Raw genomic sequence first — 14,690 nt, 5'->3', positions numbered from 1 at the left:
ATTAAATGTTATCCCTTGCAAAAGCATTCGCTTAACGGTGCTATTTTGACGTATAAAGTTATTTTCAGAATAGATTAATAAAATAATAAAAATAACAAATATTCCGCACAATCAACATTCACCGCAATGATGAGCATCACCGTTATCGACTACCCAAACCCCTCCACTTTTGTTACATTTTTTATCAAACGCATCATGCTTTGATACTTAAAATAGACCGTCTGTCTTGTGCTGTGTGCCCTTCAGACGAAAGTCTCTGAAACAATATCACTGGAGAAAAAATGGCTAAGCGTAAATTGCTGCTTCTGGGTGTATTACTGTCTCTGGCGGGCTCCGCGTTCTCTGCCCCGCAAACCGCCGCTGCGCCATCGGGCATCAAGGCCTATGAAGAACAAGAGTTCATCGCCGATTTCACGAAGTTTAAAATCGGCGATACGGCACCGGCGCAGTATCAAACGCCGGAGTACACCATTAAACAGTACCAGCTGCGTAACCTTCCGGCACCCGATGCCGGTACCCACTGGACCTACATGGGCGAAAACTACGTCCTGATTGGCGATGCAGATGGCAAAATCTACAAAGCCTACAATGGAGATATTTTCTATCATCGCTGATACGATCGTAATCCGTCCGTGGCAGGAGAGCGACCGCCCTTTCCTGCGTACGCTCTACCTCCACGCCCGGCGTGAAGCCTGGCCGTGGATGGACAGTTCTGCGTGGCAGCTTGAAGATTTTGACGCGGCAACCCTGGACGAAGAGATTTGGGTGGCGGAGCAGGATGGGCACCGACTTGGCTTTGCCTCAGTCTGGACGAACGATAATTTTCTGCACAACCTGTTTGTCGACCCGCAGTATCAGAGCCTGGGCGTCGGACATGTGTTGCTTGAGCACGTACAGAAGACGTTTACCAGCACGGGCTCACTCAAGTGTCTGGTGAAAAATGTGCGGGCTATTACGTTTTACCAGCGGCACGGCTGGCACATTGAGGCGACGGGGAATTCTCCTGAGGGAGAGTACTATCTTATGCATTACCGGCTTTGGTAAAGTCAGGTGGCGCTTCGCTTACCTGACCTACAAAATCGTATTTCGTAGGCCGGGTAAGGCGAAGCCGCCACCCGGCAATCCAGCGCTGGGGGGTTACACCGCGCGGAAGGCGATTTCACCCGGGATCACTTCACCCTGCCAGTACAGCTGCGCCGCAACACGCCCCGCCAGCTGGCGATACATCTCAGCGAACTCGCTGTCCGGACGGCTGACGACCGTCGGCTTCCCGCTGTCCAGATCTTCACGCAAGGAAATATGCAGCGGCATCTGCCCCAGCAGCTGGGTGTGATACTGCGCAGCCAGTTTTTCCGCCCCACCCGTACCAAAGATAGGCTCATGGTGTCCGCAGTTGCTGCAGATGTGCATGCTCATGTTCTCGACGATGCCGAGCACCGGCACTTCCACTTTCTCGAACATCACGATGCCTTTTTTGGCGTCGATCAGCGCGATATCCTGCGGCGTGGTGACCACAACGGCCCCCGTTACCGGGATGTTCTGCGCCAGCGTCAGCTGAATGTCACCGGTGCCCGGCGGCATGTCCAGCACCAGATAATCCAGATCCGGCCACATCGTTTCCTGCAGCATCTGCAGCAGCGCTTTGCTGGCCATCGGGCCGCGCCAGACCATGGCGTTATCGTCGGTTACCAGGTAACCGATGGAGTTGGTCGCCAGACCGTGCGCCACGATCGGCGCCATATGCGTGCCGTCCGGCGAGGTTGGACGCTGATTTTCCGCACCCAGCATATTTGGAATAGACGGACCGTAGATATCGGCATCCAGAATACCGACCTTTGCCCCTTCCGCCGCCAGCGCGAGCGCGAGGTTGACGGCGGTAGAGGATTTACCCACCCCACCCTTACCTGAACTCACGGCGATGATGTTTTTCACCCCGTTGACGCCCGGCTGATTTTTCACACGCTTCAGCGTGGCAATGCTGTGGCTCAGCTTCCAGTCAATCGCTTTCGCACCGGTAATGCGCAGCAGCTCGGCGCTGGTCTGCTCTTTCAGCGCGTCAAAGGCGCTGGTCCAGACGAACGGCATCTGCACTTCAACGTGCAGCGTATCGTCCAGCCACGCGACGTGGTGCAACGCTTTCAGCGTAGTGAGGTTATGTTTCAGGGTTGGATGCTGAAAGTTAGCCAGCGTCCCGGCGACCATTGCTCGTAAGGCTTCCGGTGATTTGGCCTGGGATTGAGAACTCATCCCGACTCCTTTGTTCTTGTGAATAAGACCTTAGACAAACAAGTTTACCTGAAAGGCCGTGGTTTGTGCTTACTTAATAATGCCCCTTTTGGTAATATCGAAAACCCTTTTCACAGTTAAAAGAAGTAATGCCTACTATGACTCAAGTCGCGAAAAAAATTCTGGTAACGTGCGCCCTGCCGTACGCCAACGGCTCAATCCACCTCGGCCACATGCTGGAGCATATCCAGGCTGATGTCTGGGTCCGTTACCAGCGAATGCGCGGCCACGAGGTTAACTTCATCTGTGCGGACGATGCCCACGGCACGCCGATCATGCTGAAAGCGCAGCAGCTGGGGATTTCCCCGGAGCAGATGATTGCCGAAATGAGTCAGGAGCATCAGACCGATTTTGCTGGCTTTGACATCAGCTATGACAACTATCACTCCACGCACAGCGACGAAAACCGCGAGCTGTCGGAGCTGATCTACACCCGTCTGAAAGAGAACGGTTTCATCAAAAACCGTACTATCTCTCAGCTGTACGATCCGGAAAAAGGCATGTTCCTGCCGGACCGTTTCGTCAAAGGCACCTGTCCAAAATGTAAATCCCCGGATCAGTACGGCGATAACTGCGAAGTCTGCGGCGCGACCTACAGCCCGACCGAACTGATTGAGCCCAAATCCGTGGTATCCGGCGCCACACCTGTGATGCGTGATTCCGAGCACTTCTTCTTCGACCTGCCGTCCTTCAGCGAAATGCTGCAGGCGTGGACCCGCAGTGGCGCGCTGCAGGAGCAGGTGGCGAACAAGATGCAGGAGTGGTTCGAATCCGGCCTGCAGCAGTGGGATATCTCCCGCGATGCGCCGTACTTTGGCTTCGAAATCCCGAATGCGCCGGGCAAATATTTCTACGTCTGGCTGGACGCGCCAATCGGCTACATGGGCTCTTTCAAGAACCTGTGCGACAAGCGGGGCGACACCGTCAGCTTCGACGAATACTGGAAGAAAGACTCTACCGCCGAGCTGTACCACTTCATCGGCAAAGACATCGTTTACTTCCACAGCCTGTTCTGGCCGGCCATGCTGGAAGGCAGCAACTTCCGCAAGCCAACCAACCTGTTTGTTCACGGCTACGTCACGGTGAACGGCGCGAAAATGTCCAAGTCCCGCGGGACGTTCATCAAGGCCAGCACCTGGCTGAACCACTTCGACGCGGACAGCCTGCGCTACTACTACACCGCGAAGCTCTCTTCCCGCATCGACGATATCGACCTGAACCTGGAAGATTTCGTGCAGCGCGTGAACGCAGACATCGTCAACAAGGTGGTGAACCTGGCGTCCCGTAACGCGGGCTTTATCGCCAGGCGCTTTGACGGCGTAATGGCCGCTGAGCTGGCGGACCCTGCCCTGTACCAAACCTTCACCGACGCGGCAGCCACCATTGGCGAAGCCTGGGAAACGCGCGAGTTCGGTAAAGCAGTGCGTGAAATCATGGCGCTGGCTGACCTGGCTAACCGCTATGTGGACGAGCAGGCGCCGTGGGTTGTCGCTAAACAGGAAGGCCGCGATGCCGATCTGCAGGCCATCTGCTCCATGGGCATCAACCTGTTCCGCGTGCTGATGACGTACCTGAAGCCGGTTCTGCCGCAGCTGGCAGCCCGCGCTGAAGCGTTCCTGAACACCGAACTGACCTGGGATGCAATGGCGCAGCCGCTGCTCGGCCACAAGGTGAACACCTTTAAGGCGCTGTATAACCGCATCGAGATGAAGCAGGTTGAAGCGCTGGTCGAAGCCTCTAAAGAAGAGGTGAAAGCGGCTGCAGCACCGGTAACCGGCCCGCTGGCGGACGATCCGATTCAGGAAACCATCACCTTTGATGACTTCGCTAAAGTCGACCTGCGCGTGGCGCTGATTGAAAACGCAGAATTCGTGGAAGGCTCTGACAAGCTGCTGCGCCTGACGCTGGATCTCGGCGGCGAGAAGCGCAACGTCTTCTCCGGCATCCGTTCTGCCTACCCGGACCCGCAGGTGCTGATCGGCCGTCAAACCGTGATGGTCGCTAACCTGGCGCCGCGCAAAATGCGCTTCGGCATTTCCGAGGGGATGGTGATGGCAGCAGGCCCTGGCGGGAAGGATATCTTCCTGTTAAGCCCAGACGAAGGCGCGAAGCCGGGCCAGCAGGTGAAATAACAAAAAAGCCGGAGATAATCTCCGGCTTTTTTTATGGTTTCGGGTGATGCACCCGATGGGTCAGCCCGCGCAGGAAATTACGCAGAAACTGGTCGCCGCACTCGCGGTAATTTTTGTGGTCCGGCGCGCGCATCATGGCGGTGATTTCCGGCATCGACACGCGGTATTTCTGCTCGGTCATGATCGCCTGGATATCGTCCGTTTTCAGCGAGAAGGCGATACGCAGCTTTTTCAGCACCGTGTTGTTGTTCACGCGACGCTCCAGCGCCAGCTCGGGCGCGGAGTCATCTTTTCCACGTTTATCGTAAATCAGCCCGTTCAGAAAACCCGACAGAATGATGTCCGGGCAGCGGACGAAGCCCTCTTCGTCCTCTTTGGTCATCCAGGTATCAAAATTTGCAGACGTGGATTCCATGTCGGACAGCGCAAGAATGCGCACCATGTCGTTATTGTTTGCTTTCAGGGTGTAGCGCAGGCTACGAAGAATATCGTTACTTAGCATAGAGCCTTCGAATGTCGATGATGCAATGGCGCGCAGTGTACCAGTTTTACAGGCCAATCGCCTCTTTCAAACTTTTCAGATAGCGGCGGCTGACGGGGACGGTCTGCCCGGCGCGCAGCACCAGCTCGGCCTGACCGTTATCTTCCAGACGGATCTCCTTCAGGTGCGCCATGTTCACCAGATACTGACGGTGACAGCGAATCAGCGGCGTGCGGCTCTCCAGCGTGCGCAGGGTCAGCTCGGTAAACCCTTCGTTCCCTTCCGCGCTGGTGACAAACACCCCGCTCAGGCGGCTGCTGACAAACGCCACATCATCCATTTGCAGCAGATAAATCCGGCTGTGCCCGGTGCAAGGGATAAATTTCAGCGGCTGCTGGTTTTCCGGCAGCAGCGTAACGTCCTGGACGGTTCGCTCCTGGCGTAAGCGGGTGAGCGTTTTTTCCAGCCGCTTCTCTTCAATCGGCTTGAGTAAATAATCGAAAGCGTGCTCCTCAAAAGCCTTAACGGCATATTCGTCGAACGCCGTCAGAAACACGATGTAGGGACGATGCGCCGGGTCGAGCATGCCGACCATCTCCAGCCCGCTGATGCGTGGCATCTGAATGTCGAGGAACAGCACGTCCGGGCGCAGCTTGTGCACCGCACCGATGGCCTCAATGGCGTTGGCGCACTCCCCCACAATCTCAATGTCTGGCTGCTCCTGCAGCAGAACGCGCAGGTTTTCCCGTGCCAACGGCTCGTCATCCACAATCAGCACTCTTAACATGCGTTTTCCTCCAGCGGCAGTCGAACGGTAATACGGGTAAAACGGTCAGGCTCGCAGGCGACGGTAATGCCACAGTCGTCGCCAAAATGGGCGCGCAGACGTTTATCAACCAGGCTCATCCCTAATCCGCCCGAAGCGGAAGGCTGGTACAGCCCGGCGTTATCTTCAATATCCAGCACCAGATGGTGGTTAAAACGGCTGGCGGCAATGGTTATCTCCCCTCTCCCCAGCAGCTGCGAGGTACCGTGCTTGATGGCGTTCTCCACGATAGGCTGCAGGGTAAAGGCCGGAAGATGCTGATACGCCAGCTCGTCCGGAACGGAGAGCGACACCTGCAGGCGGGACTGAAACCGCGCCTGCTCAATTTGCAGATAGGCATTCACGTGCTCAATTTCATCGGCGAGGGTCACGATCTCTGACGGGCGCTTCAGGTTTTTACGGAAAAAGGTCGACAAAAACTGCACCAGCTGCGCGGCCTGATCGCTGTCGCGGCGGATCACCGCTTTGAGCGTGTTTAGGGCATTAAACAGGAAATGCGGATTGACCTGGGCATGCAGCAGCTTAATTTCAGACTGCGTCAGCAGGGCTTTCTGCCGTTCATACTGCCCGGCCAGAATTTGCGCGGAAAGAAGCTGGGCGATCCCCTCCCCCAGGGTGCGGTTTATGGAGCTGAACAGACGGTTTTTCGCCTCATACAGCTTGATGGTGCCCATCACCCGCTGATTTTCCCCGCGCAGCGGAATGACGAGCGTGGAGCCCAGCTTGCACTGCGGATGCAGCGAGCAGCGGTAAGGCACTTCGTTACCGTCGGCATACACTACTTCGCCGGTTTCAATGGCGCGCAGCGTATAGGTCGACGAGATCGGTTTGCCCGGCAGGTGGTGATCGTCTCCGGTGCCGGTAAACGCCAGCAGCTTTTCGCGATCGGTAATGGCCACCGCACCGATATCCAGCTCTTTATAAAGCACCTGCGCGACCTTCATGCTGTTCTCTTCGTTAAATCCCTGACGCAGGATCCCTTCGGTCGAGGCGGCAACCTTCAGCGCCGTGGCGGAAAAGGCCGAGGTGTACTTCTCAAACATGGCGCGCTTGTCGAGCAGAATACGCATAAACAGCGCCGCGCCGACGGTGTTGGTCACCATCATCGGGGCGGCAATACTGCTGACCAGGTGCAGCGCATCCTCGAACGGGCGGGCAATCAGCAGAATGATCGCCATCTGCGCCATTTCAGCCACAAATGTAATGGCCCCGGCGGTAAGCGGACTAAACACCTTGTCCGGGCGACCGCGCTTAATCATATAGCTGTGCACCAGGCCACCAAGCAGCCCTTCGACGATCGTCGAGATCATGCAGCTGAGCGCCGTCATTCCGCCCATGGAATAGCGATGCAGCCCACCGGTTAAACCGACAAGACCACCGACGACCGGGCCGCCCAGCAGCCCGCCCATCACCGCGCCGATGGCGCGCGTATTAGCAATAGAGTCTTCGATGTGGAGGCCGAAGTAGGTCCCCATGATGCAAAAAATAGAGAAGGTGACGTAGCAGAGCAGCTTGTGCGGCAGGCGTACGGTAACCTGCATCAGCGGAATGAAAAGACGCGTTTTGCTCATCAGCCAGGCAATGACCAGAAACACGCACATCTGCTGAAGCAACAGCAGCACCAGGTTAAACTCGTACATACTCAAAACCGCACACGCTAAAAAACGCGTAACATACACGGATGCGGCTGAACTTTCTTTGAAGCGCCCCAAAAAAGCGCAAAATCGTGTCCGTTATCACATCTTTTTCTGCACATCGTGCATGGTTCGCATTATTTGTTTAAAAATTAATCAATTCTTCCTGGTTCGGCAAAGTGGGTCTACAGTTAAGCTGGGGACGCGTAAGCCAGGGGGCAAATATGGCGCTTTACACAATCGGTGAAGTGGCACTCCTTTGTGATATCAATCCCGTTACCCTACGGGCGTGGCAGCGACGGTATGGATTGCTCAAACCGCAGAGGACGGACGGTGGTCATCGCCTTTTCAACGATGCCGATATCGACCGGATCCGCGAAATCAAAAGCTGGATCGACAACGGGGTGCAGGTCGGGAAAGTGAAGTCCCTGCTGAGCCACGACGACCCGGACACGCAACGCCTCTGGCGCGAGCAGCAGGAAACGCTGCTGCGGCTCCTGCAGGCGGGTAACCTGCAGCGACTGCGCGCCTGGATCAAAGAGCAGGGTCGCGATTATCCGGCGAAAACGCTTATCACCCATCTTTTCATTCCGCTCCGTCGGCGCCTGCAGTGCCAACAGTCTACCCTGCAGGCGCTGCTCAGCATGCTTGACGGGGTGCTGATCAACTATATCGCAGTCTGTCTTGCCTCGGCGAAGAATAAGGCAGGAAAAGATGCGCTGGTGGTCGGCTGGAACGTGCACGATACCACCCGTCTGTGGCTGGAAGCGTGGATCGCCACCCAAAAGGGCTGGCGCGTGGATGTCCTTGCGCACTCGCTGGGGCAGCTCAAACCCGAGTTTTTCGACGGCCAGACCCTGCTGGTCTGGTGTGGCGAAATGCCGTCCGCAACGCAGCAACAGCTGCTGACGGAGTGGCGTGAGCATGGTTATCCGGTTTATTCCCTTGGCCCGGATGAGCCATAACGGCATTTAATGGTTCATTAACAGCTGCGCTTCACCGTATAATTGTTCCGTTAACAACAGGAGCACATGATGAAGGCAACCAAACTCGCCATTATTACCCTTTTTGTCCTGATGGCCGTAAGCGGTATCGGCGGCGTGATGCTTGCAGGATACTCGTTTATCGTTCGTGGCGGTGTCGGCTGAGGTACAGCGCCAGCCGCTCAAAAAGGCGATCGACAACGATGGCCGCCAGCGCGACCAGCACCGCCCCCTGCACAATATAAGCCGTATTAAACCCGCTTAAGCCGATGATGATCGGCGTTCCCAGCGTATTGGCACCGACCGTAGACGCAATGGTCGCCGTCCCGATGTTAATGATTACCGACGTGCGGATCCCGGCAATAATAACCGGTGCCGCAAGCGGCAGTTCTACCTTGCGCAGCCGCTGCCAGCGGCTCATCCCCATCCCTTCCGCCACGCTTAAAACAGACGCCGGGACCGCCGCAACGCCCGCCAGAGTACCCTGCAGAACGGGCAATACGCCGTATAAAATCAGCGCAATAATCGCGGGCTGCTGACCAAAACCCATCACCGGCACCGCTATCGCCAGCACCGCCACTGGCGGAAACGTCTGTCCAATGGCCGCAACCGTCTCCACCAGCGGACGAAACTCCCGGCCCGCAGGTCGCGTGACCGCGATGCCCGCCCCTACTCCCAGCACCACCGCGATGACGCTTGAGAGCGCCACCAGCCAGAGATGCGCCAGGGCAAGGTTAATAAAGCTCTCCTGCTGATACACCGGCCGCGGTAGCCCCGGAAAAAGAGTGTTAAACAGCGCCGCGCTGTGAGGCATCAGAAACAGTAAGGCGACAAAGAGCGCTACCAGCCAGAGGAGCGGATCACGCAGTGCCTTCACGCGTCACCTCCCCGGCCAGCAGATCGCGAAAATGCAGGCTGCCGCACGGCGCACCCCGGACATCCGCCACGGGCAGGACTTCGCACCGGCGCGCGACAAACGCGGAGAGGGCATCCCGCAGGCTCATCTGCTCCTGTAACGGTTCCCCGCCGGGCGGTGCATTCTCCCGGCGCATATAGTCTCCGACCGTCCGCAGGGAGAGCAGCCTGACGCCCAGCTCGCTGCGGCCAAAAAACTCGCGTACAAAGTCATTCTTCGGGCTGGTCAGCAGCGCAAGCGGCGCGCCCTGCTGCACCACCTCGCCGTGGTCCATCAGCACCAGATGGTCGGCCAGGCGCAGGGCTTCATCTATATCGTGCGTCACGAGGACGATGGTTCGACCAAGAATGCGGTGAATGCGGGTCATCTCCGTTTGCAGCGCCCCGCGCGTAACGGGATCCAGCGCGCCAAAGGGTTCATCCATCAGCAGCACCTGCGGGTTAGCCGCCAGCGCGCGCGCCACGCCCACGCGCTGCTGTTGCCCACCGGAGAGCTGGTGAGGATAGCGCTCGCGCAACGCGGGCTCCAGCCCCAGCAGAGACATCAGTTCATCAACGCGGTCAGCGATTTTAGCCCGCGACCATTTCTCCAGCTGCAGCACGGTGGCGATGTTCTGTGCCACCGTCCAGTGCGGAAACAGGCCGATAGATTGAATGGCATAGCCCATTCGGCGGCGCAGCTCCAGCACCGGCAGGCTGCGGATCTCTTCCCCGGCAAAGCGAATTAACCCGCTGTCATGCTCCACCAGCCGGTTGATCATCTTCAGCGTGGTGGATTTTCCCGAGCCCGAAGTGCCAATCAGCACGGAAAATGCCCCCTCGGCAAAGTTCAGGTTCAGATGGCTTGCCGCCGGGCGGCCGGCAAAGGTTTTACTCACATCATGAAATTCAATCATTGGCTCTTCTCCTGAGCAGCGCGAGCCATAAGGCAAACAGGGCGTCGACGACAACCGCCAGCGCAATGGTAGGGACTACGCCTAACAACACCAGATCGAGGGCGCTGCTCAGCAGCCCCTGGAACACCAGCGCGCCAAAGCCGCCCGCTCCAATCAGCGCGGCAATCACCGCCATGCCAACGGTCTGAACTGCCACCACACGCAGGCTGCGCAGCAGCAGGGGCAGCGCCAGCGGGAGCTGAATCTTCCAGAAACACTGTCGCGCGCTCATCCCCATCGCATGGGCGCTTTCCAGCACATCCGGCGCAACCTGGCTTAAGCCCGCGACTACGCCGCGCACCAGCGGGAGCAGCGCGTACAGCACCAGCGCAATCAGCGCGGGCGTTAGCCCCGTTCCGGCGATACCCACCGCGCCCAGCGCGGGAAACGACTTCACCAGCCCGGCCAGAGGGGCAATCAGCAGGCCAAACAGCGCAACGGAGGGAATGGTCTGGATGACGTTGAGTACAGCAAAGATGCTACCCTGACGTGAGGGATGACGATAACACCACATGCCGAGCGGTATCCCGATCAGCAGCGCCGGGATCAGCGTGCCGAAAAGGATCGTCAGATGTTGCGCCAGGGCATCATCAAACACCTCCTGACGGTTGGCGTACTCTTTTAACAGCGAGAGGTTGTTCAGTTCACCGCTGAACAATAACAGCAGCGGAATAGACCATATCTGCGCATTAAGCACCCAGCGCCAGACAGAACTGGCGATGAGACGACGAATCGCATCGCTGCTGGCCAGTAAACACAAAGCCAGCCAGAGCCACAGGCCGCTGCCTGGCGTGGTTCTCGCTAGCGGACTTTCCGCCGAGGCCATATGCGTTGCCGCCAGCCCCGCGCTCCAGAACAGCGCGATAAAGAGACCTTCCGAGAGCAGCAGCGTCAGCCACTGCGCCGTTCGCCCTTGCCAGAGCGACAGTGCAACCCACGCGGCCAGCGCAGCCGCCAGCCACCACGGCGTGAACGACCATACGTCCCAGAGAGCACGCCCTTCCCCCGACATCAGGCGGTTAGGCGCGACGTTCACAAACGGTAACGCGACCGCCGCGATGGCCACGCAGGCCAAAAGCAGCAGTACGCGGTTATGACATTTTATTGGCACAGCCCTTTCCCGTTACTTCACAAGCCCTTGTTGTTTCAGGAAGTCGGCGGCCACTTTTTTGGCATCCAGTCCCTCGACGGCAATGCTGGCATTCAGCTGTTGCAGCGTTTTTTCATCCAGCTTTTCGAAGACCGGTTTGAGCCATTCAGCAATATCCGGGTAGGCTTTCAGCACCGCCTCACGCACAACCGGGGTAGGAGCGTAAATCGGCTGAACGCCTTTTGGATCGGTCAGGGTTTGCAGGCCCAGTGCCGCGACCGGGCCGTCGGTGCCGTAGGCCATCGCCGCGTTAACGCCGGAGGTTTGCTGCGCCGCCGCCTTAATAGTTACCGCCGTATCTCCGCCCGCCAGCGAGAGCAGCTGCGCCTGGTCGAGCTTGAAGTCGTACGCTTTTTCGAATGCAGGGAGCGCGTCGGGACGCTCGATAAACTCCGCGGACGCCGCGAGCTTGAAGTCGCCCTTCTCTTTCAGGTAGCGGCTGAGATCCGCAAGCGAGGTGAGCTTCCCTTTCTCCGCCACGTCCTTACGCACGGCGATAGTCCAGGTATTGTTGGCCGGGGCCGGGGTCAGCCAGACCAGCTTGTTCTGTTCCGCGTCGAGTTTTTTGACTTTTTCATAGCCAGCTTTGGCGTTTTTCCATGCTGGATCGTTCTCTTCATTAAAGAAGAACGCGCCGTTGCCGGTATATTCAGGATAGATATCCAGCTCGCCGGAGGTAATCGCGCCGCGCACGACGGGCGTGGTGCCCAGCTGAACTTTATTGACGGTTTTCACGCCGTGGCTTTCCAGCACCTGGAGAATAATATTCCCGAGCAGCGCGCCCTCGGTATCGATCTTTGAGCCCACTTTTACCGGCTCCGCCGCCTGTAACGGCAGGCTTAGCGCCGCGAGTAGCGCCGCAGAAACTACCATCCCCGATTTAATCGTCATTCCGCTATCCTCATTTTTTTGCTGCCTTTTTCAGAGGCTTGAGAGAAAAGCGTAGCTTAAAACGGCGGATTTACCCGGCAAAATGCCTTTTTAGCATAAGGTAAGACGCATCCCCCGATGGACGGGGGATGCAAAGGAGGGAAAGGTTACAGCAGCTCGAACTCGCCTTTATTTACGCGGGCGGAATCCACCCCGATAAAGACGTTAAACTTGCCCGGTTCCGCATCATATTTCATCTGCTGGTTCCAGAACTTCAGCGCATCCACGTCAATCGGGAAGCTGATGGTTTTGGTTTCGCCAGGCTTGAGATTGACCTTCTCAAAGCCGCGCAGCTGCTTCACAGGACGGCTCATCGAGGCGGTGACATCCTGCACGTACATCTGAATCACCGTTGCCCCTTCACGCTTGCCGGTGTTGGTCACCTCGACGCTGGCGGTGACCTTGCCGTCACGCTTCAGGCTCGGCGCCGACATTTTCACCTCAGAGACCTTGAAGGTGGTGTAGCTCAGGCCATAACCAAACGGGTAGAGCGGGCCGTTAGCTTCGTCAAAATAACGAGACGTGTATTTGTTCGGCTTGTCGGCGTTGTACGGGCGACCGGTGTTCAGGTGGCTGTAGTAAACCGGGATCTGCCCGACGGAGCGCGGGAAGGACATCGGCAGCTTGCCCGACGGGTTGTAATCGCCAAACAGCACGTCGGCGATGGCGTTACCGCCTTCGGTGCCGGCGAACCAGGTTTCCAGAATGGCGTCAGCCTGCTGGTCCTCTTTCACCAGCGCCAGCGGACGACCGTTCATCAGCACCAGCACAAGCGGCTTGCCGGTCGCTTTCAGGGCGGCGATCAGATCGCGCTGGCTCTGCGGGATGGTGATGTCGGTACGGCTGGAGGCTTCGTGCGCCATACCCTGCGCTTCCCCCACGACCGCGACAACGACGTCAGACTGCTTCGCCGCGTTGACCGCTTCGTCGATCATCTCCTTCGGCGTGCGCGGATCGACCTTCACCGCTTCCTCGTACTGGTTGAGGAAGGTGACGATGTCTTTATCGTCGGTGACGTTCGCCCCTTTGGCGTACACCACTTTGGCGTTTTCACCGACGGCGCTCTTGATGCCGGTCAGGACGGTAACGGACTGATCGGCCACGCCCGCGGCAGACCAGCTGCCCATCACGTCGCGCTTGCTGTCAGCCAGCGGGCCGACCACAGCAATAGTGCCGGATTTTTTCAGCGGCAGTGTGTCGAGGCGGTTCTTCAGCAGCACCAGGCTTTCGCGCGCCACTTCACGCGCCTCTTTACGGTGCAGGCGGCTTTCGGCGTTGGTATCCGCCGGGTCAGAATCTTTCGGCCCCAGGTGGCTGTACGGATCGTTAAACAGCCCCATGTCATATTTCACGTTCAGCACGTGGCGCGCGGCATCGTCTAGCTCCGCCATCGTTACCTTGCCGCTCTTCACCAGCCCCGGCAGGTATTTGCTGTAGTACTCGTCGCTCATGCTCATGTTGATGCCGGACTTGAGCGCCACGCGCACCGCGTCTTCCGGATCGGACGCCGTGCCGTGCTTGATCAGCTCTTTAATCGCGCCGTGGTCAGAAACGGTGATGCCCTTAAAGCCCCACTGGTCGCGAAGGACGTCTTTCAGCAGCCAGGAATCAGAGGTCGCAGGCGTGCCGTTCAGCGAGTTCAGCGCCACCATCACCGCGCCGCTGCCCGCATCCAGCCCTGCCTTGTACGGCGGCATGTAGTCGTTAAACAGGCGCTGTGGGCTCATGTCGACGGTGTTGTACTCTTTACCGCCTTCCACGGCGCCGTAGGCCGCGAAGTGTTTAACGCTGGTCATCACCGAGTAGCGGTCCGCCGGGCTCTTGCCCTGCATCGCTTCCACCATGGTTTTGCCCATCGTGGCCGTTAAATAGGTGTCTTCACCGAAGCCTTCCGAGGCGCGGCCCCAGCGCGGATCGCGCGAGACGTCCACCATCGGTGCCCAGGTCATGTTCAGGCCGTCGTCCGCCGCTTCATAGGCCGACACGCGCCCGACGGTTTTCACCGCGTCGAGGTTAAACGAGGAGGCTAAGCCGAGGCTGATCGGGAAGACAGTGCGTTGGCCGTGCACCACGTCATAGGCGAAGAACAGCGGGATTTTCAGGCGGCTGAGCTGCATCACCTGATCCTGCATGGCGCGGATATCCTGGCGGGTGACGGTGTTAAAAATCGCGCCCACCTGGTTCTCTTTGATCATCTCGCGGATGGCCTCTTTCGGGTTATCCGGGCCAACGCTGATCAGACGCAGCTGGCCGATTTTTTCATCGACCGTCATCTTCTTAAGCAACTCCGTGACAAACGCGTCGCGGGCTTCAGGCGTGAGCGGGTGATTACCAAACAAATCCTCTGCCAGCGCAGGTTGCAGCGCCAGGCTGACGGCGACACCTACAGAACATAGCCATTTCATGTTGTTATTCTCT

Annotated in this window: 14 protein-coding genes; 5 read left to right on the top strand and 9 right to left on the bottom strand. The window is 58.0% G+C overall.

Annotated elements, in window-relative coordinates; all coding sequences use genetic code 11:
* The first annotated feature begins 281 nt into the window (after positions 1-281).
* Both IM273_RS19595 and IM273_RS19590 read left to right on the top strand, forming a co-directional pair.
* The gene (locus IM273_RS19595) at positions 282-614 is read left to right on the top strand and encodes an RcnB family protein (RefSeq protein WP_008500887.1); all 333 of its coding nucleotides are present in this window, start codon (positions 282-284) and stop codon (positions 612-614) included.
* Complete coding sequence (locus IM273_RS19590) at positions 565-1,044, top strand: GNAT family N-acetyltransferase (RefSeq protein ID WP_193051506.1); 480 nt, start codon at positions 565-567, stop codon at positions 1,042-1,044. The genes IM273_RS19595 and IM273_RS19590 overlap by 50 nt, the downstream gene beginning before the upstream one ends.
* A gap of 93 nt (positions 1,045-1,137) precedes the next feature.
* On the opposite strand, the gene apbC is transcribed toward IM273_RS19590, so the two are convergent.
* Positions 1,138-2,247 (bottom strand): iron-sulfur cluster carrier protein ApbC, encoded by a 1,110-nt coding sequence (apbC, locus tag IM273_RS19585; protein ID WP_028013834.1) that lies wholly within the window; start codon positions 2,245-2,247, stop codon positions 1,138-1,140.
* 137 nt (positions 2,248-2,384) lie between these two features.
* On the opposite strand from apbC, the gene metG reads away from it, so the two are divergent.
* A complete protein-coding gene (metG, locus tag IM273_RS19580) occupies positions 2,385-4,418 on the top strand; it encodes a methionine--tRNA ligase (RefSeq protein WP_059358525.1) in 2,034 nt (677 codons plus the stop codon).
* A 31-nt stretch (positions 4,419-4,449) separates the two neighbouring features.
* Here the strand turns inward: metG and IM273_RS19575 are convergent, their stop codons facing one another.
* Genes IM273_RS19575 through IM273_RS19565 form a run of 3 tightly spaced genes read right to left on the bottom strand, consistent with a single transcriptional unit; the run spans position 4,450 to position 7,365 of the window.
* Entirely contained in the window at positions 4,450-4,920 is a 471-nt protein-coding gene (locus IM273_RS19575) for a DUF1456 family protein (RefSeq protein ID WP_045259745.1), read from the bottom strand.
* Between the two features lie 46 nt (positions 4,921-4,966).
* Positions 4,967-5,686 carry a two-component system response regulator BtsR gene (btsR, locus tag IM273_RS19570; protein WP_023312443.1) on the bottom strand — a complete coding sequence of 240 codons (720 nt, stop codon included), beginning with the start codon at positions 5,684-5,686 and terminating at the stop codon, positions 4,967-4,969.
* A complete protein-coding gene (locus IM273_RS19565; RefSeq protein WP_041909056.1) occupies positions 5,680-7,365 on the bottom strand; it encodes a sensor histidine kinase in 1,686 nt (561 codons plus the stop codon). The genes btsR and IM273_RS19565 overlap by 7 nt, the downstream gene beginning before the upstream one ends.
* A gap of 218 nt (positions 7,366-7,583) precedes the next feature.
* Between IM273_RS19565 and mlrA the strand changes: the two genes are divergently transcribed.
* Both mlrA and IM273_RS19555 read left to right on the top strand, forming a co-directional pair.
* Positions 7,584-8,324 (top strand): HTH-type transcriptional regulator MlrA, encoded by a 741-nt coding sequence (mlrA, locus tag IM273_RS19560; RefSeq protein WP_193051505.1) that lies wholly within the window; start codon positions 7,584-7,586, stop codon positions 8,322-8,324.
* 69 nt (positions 8,325-8,393) lie between these two features.
* Complete coding sequence (locus tag IM273_RS19555) at positions 8,394-8,507, top strand: protein YohO (protein WP_008500895.1); 114 nt, start codon at positions 8,394-8,396, stop codon at positions 8,505-8,507.
* Here the strand turns inward: IM273_RS19555 and IM273_RS19550 are convergent.
* The 5 genes from IM273_RS19550 to bglX form a co-directional block, all read right to left on the bottom strand.
* On the bottom strand, positions 8,482-9,219 hold the full coding sequence (locus IM273_RS19550; protein ID WP_048957519.1) for an ABC transporter permease: 738 nt from the start codon (positions 9,217-9,219) through the stop codon (positions 8,482-8,484). The genes IM273_RS19555 and IM273_RS19550 overlap by 26 nt on opposite strands.
* The gene (locus IM273_RS19545) at positions 9,203-10,153 is read right to left on the bottom strand and encodes an ABC transporter ATP-binding protein (RefSeq protein ID WP_045259742.1); all 951 of its coding nucleotides are present in this window, start codon (positions 10,151-10,153) and stop codon (positions 9,203-9,205) included. The genes IM273_RS19550 and IM273_RS19545 overlap by 17 nt, the downstream gene beginning before the upstream one ends.
* Positions 10,146-11,303 (bottom strand): ABC transporter permease, encoded by a 1,158-nt coding sequence (locus tag IM273_RS19540; RefSeq protein ID WP_192986594.1) that lies wholly within the window; start codon positions 11,301-11,303, stop codon positions 10,146-10,148. Before IM273_RS19540 ends, IM273_RS19545 begins: the two co-directional genes overlap by 8 nt.
* A 12-nt stretch (positions 11,304-11,315) precedes the next feature.
* A complete protein-coding gene (locus IM273_RS19535) occupies positions 11,316-12,233 on the bottom strand; it encodes an ABC transporter substrate-binding protein (RefSeq protein WP_193051504.1) in 918 nt (305 codons plus the stop codon).
* Positions 12,234-12,379: 146 nt separating this feature from the next.
* A complete protein-coding gene (bglX, locus tag IM273_RS19530; protein ID WP_041909044.1) occupies positions 12,380-14,677 on the bottom strand; it encodes a beta-glucosidase BglX in 2,298 nt (765 codons plus the stop codon).
* Positions 14,678-14,690 lie beyond the last annotated feature (13 nt).

It is taken from the genome of Enterobacter cloacae complex sp. P13B (assembly GCF_014895915.1).
Taxonomy (GTDB): Bacteria; Pseudomonadota; Gammaproteobacteria; order Enterobacterales; family Enterobacteriaceae; genus Enterobacter; species Enterobacter bugandensis.
Note: the sequence above shows the minus strand (reverse complement) of the source record. Positions and strands in the feature narration are given on the sequence as shown.

Bases quoted from the DNA above. Each gene is read 5' to 3' on its own strand.
- IM273_RS19595 (WP_008500887.1), top strand. From the start codon at position 282: ATGGCTAAGCGTAAATTGCTGCTTCTGGGTGTATTACTGTCTCTGGCG.
- IM273_RS19590 (WP_193051506.1), top strand. From the start codon at position 565: ATGGCAAAATCTACAAAGCCTACAATGGAGATATTTTCTATCATCGCT.
- apbC (WP_028013834.1), bottom strand. From the start codon at position 2,247: ATGAGTTCTCAATCCCAGGCCAAATCACCGGAAGCCTTACGAGCAATG.
- metG (WP_059358525.1), top strand. From the start codon at position 2,385: ATGACTCAAGTCGCGAAAAAAATTCTGGTAACGTGCGCCCTGCCGTAC.
- IM273_RS19575 (WP_045259745.1), bottom strand. From the start codon at position 4,920: ATGCTAAGTAACGATATTCTTCGTAGCCTGCGCTACACCCTGAAAGCA.
- btsR (WP_023312443.1), bottom strand. From the start codon at position 5,686: ATGTTAAGAGTGCTGATTGTGGATGACGAGCCGTTGGCACGGGAAAAC.
- IM273_RS19565 (WP_041909056.1), bottom strand. From the start codon at position 7,365: ATGTACGAGTTTAACCTGGTGCTGCTGTTGCTTCAGCAGATGTGCGTG.
- mlrA (WP_193051505.1), top strand. From the start codon at position 7,584: ATGGCGCTTTACACAATCGGTGAAGTGGCACTCCTTTGTGATATCAAT.
- IM273_RS19555 (WP_008500895.1), top strand. From the start codon at position 8,394: ATGAAGGCAACCAAACTCGCCATTATTACCCTTTTTGTCCTGATGGCC.
- IM273_RS19545 (WP_045259742.1), bottom strand. From the start codon at position 10,153: ATGATTGAATTTCATGATGTGAGTAAAACCTTTGCCGGCCGCCCGGCG.
- IM273_RS19535 (WP_193051504.1), bottom strand. From the start codon at position 12,233: ATGACGATTAAATCGGGGATGGTAGTTTCTGCGGCGCTACTCGCGGCG.
- bglX (WP_041909044.1), bottom strand. From the start codon at position 14,677: ATGAAATGGCTATGTTCTGTAGGTGTCGCCGTCAGCCTGGCGCTGCAA.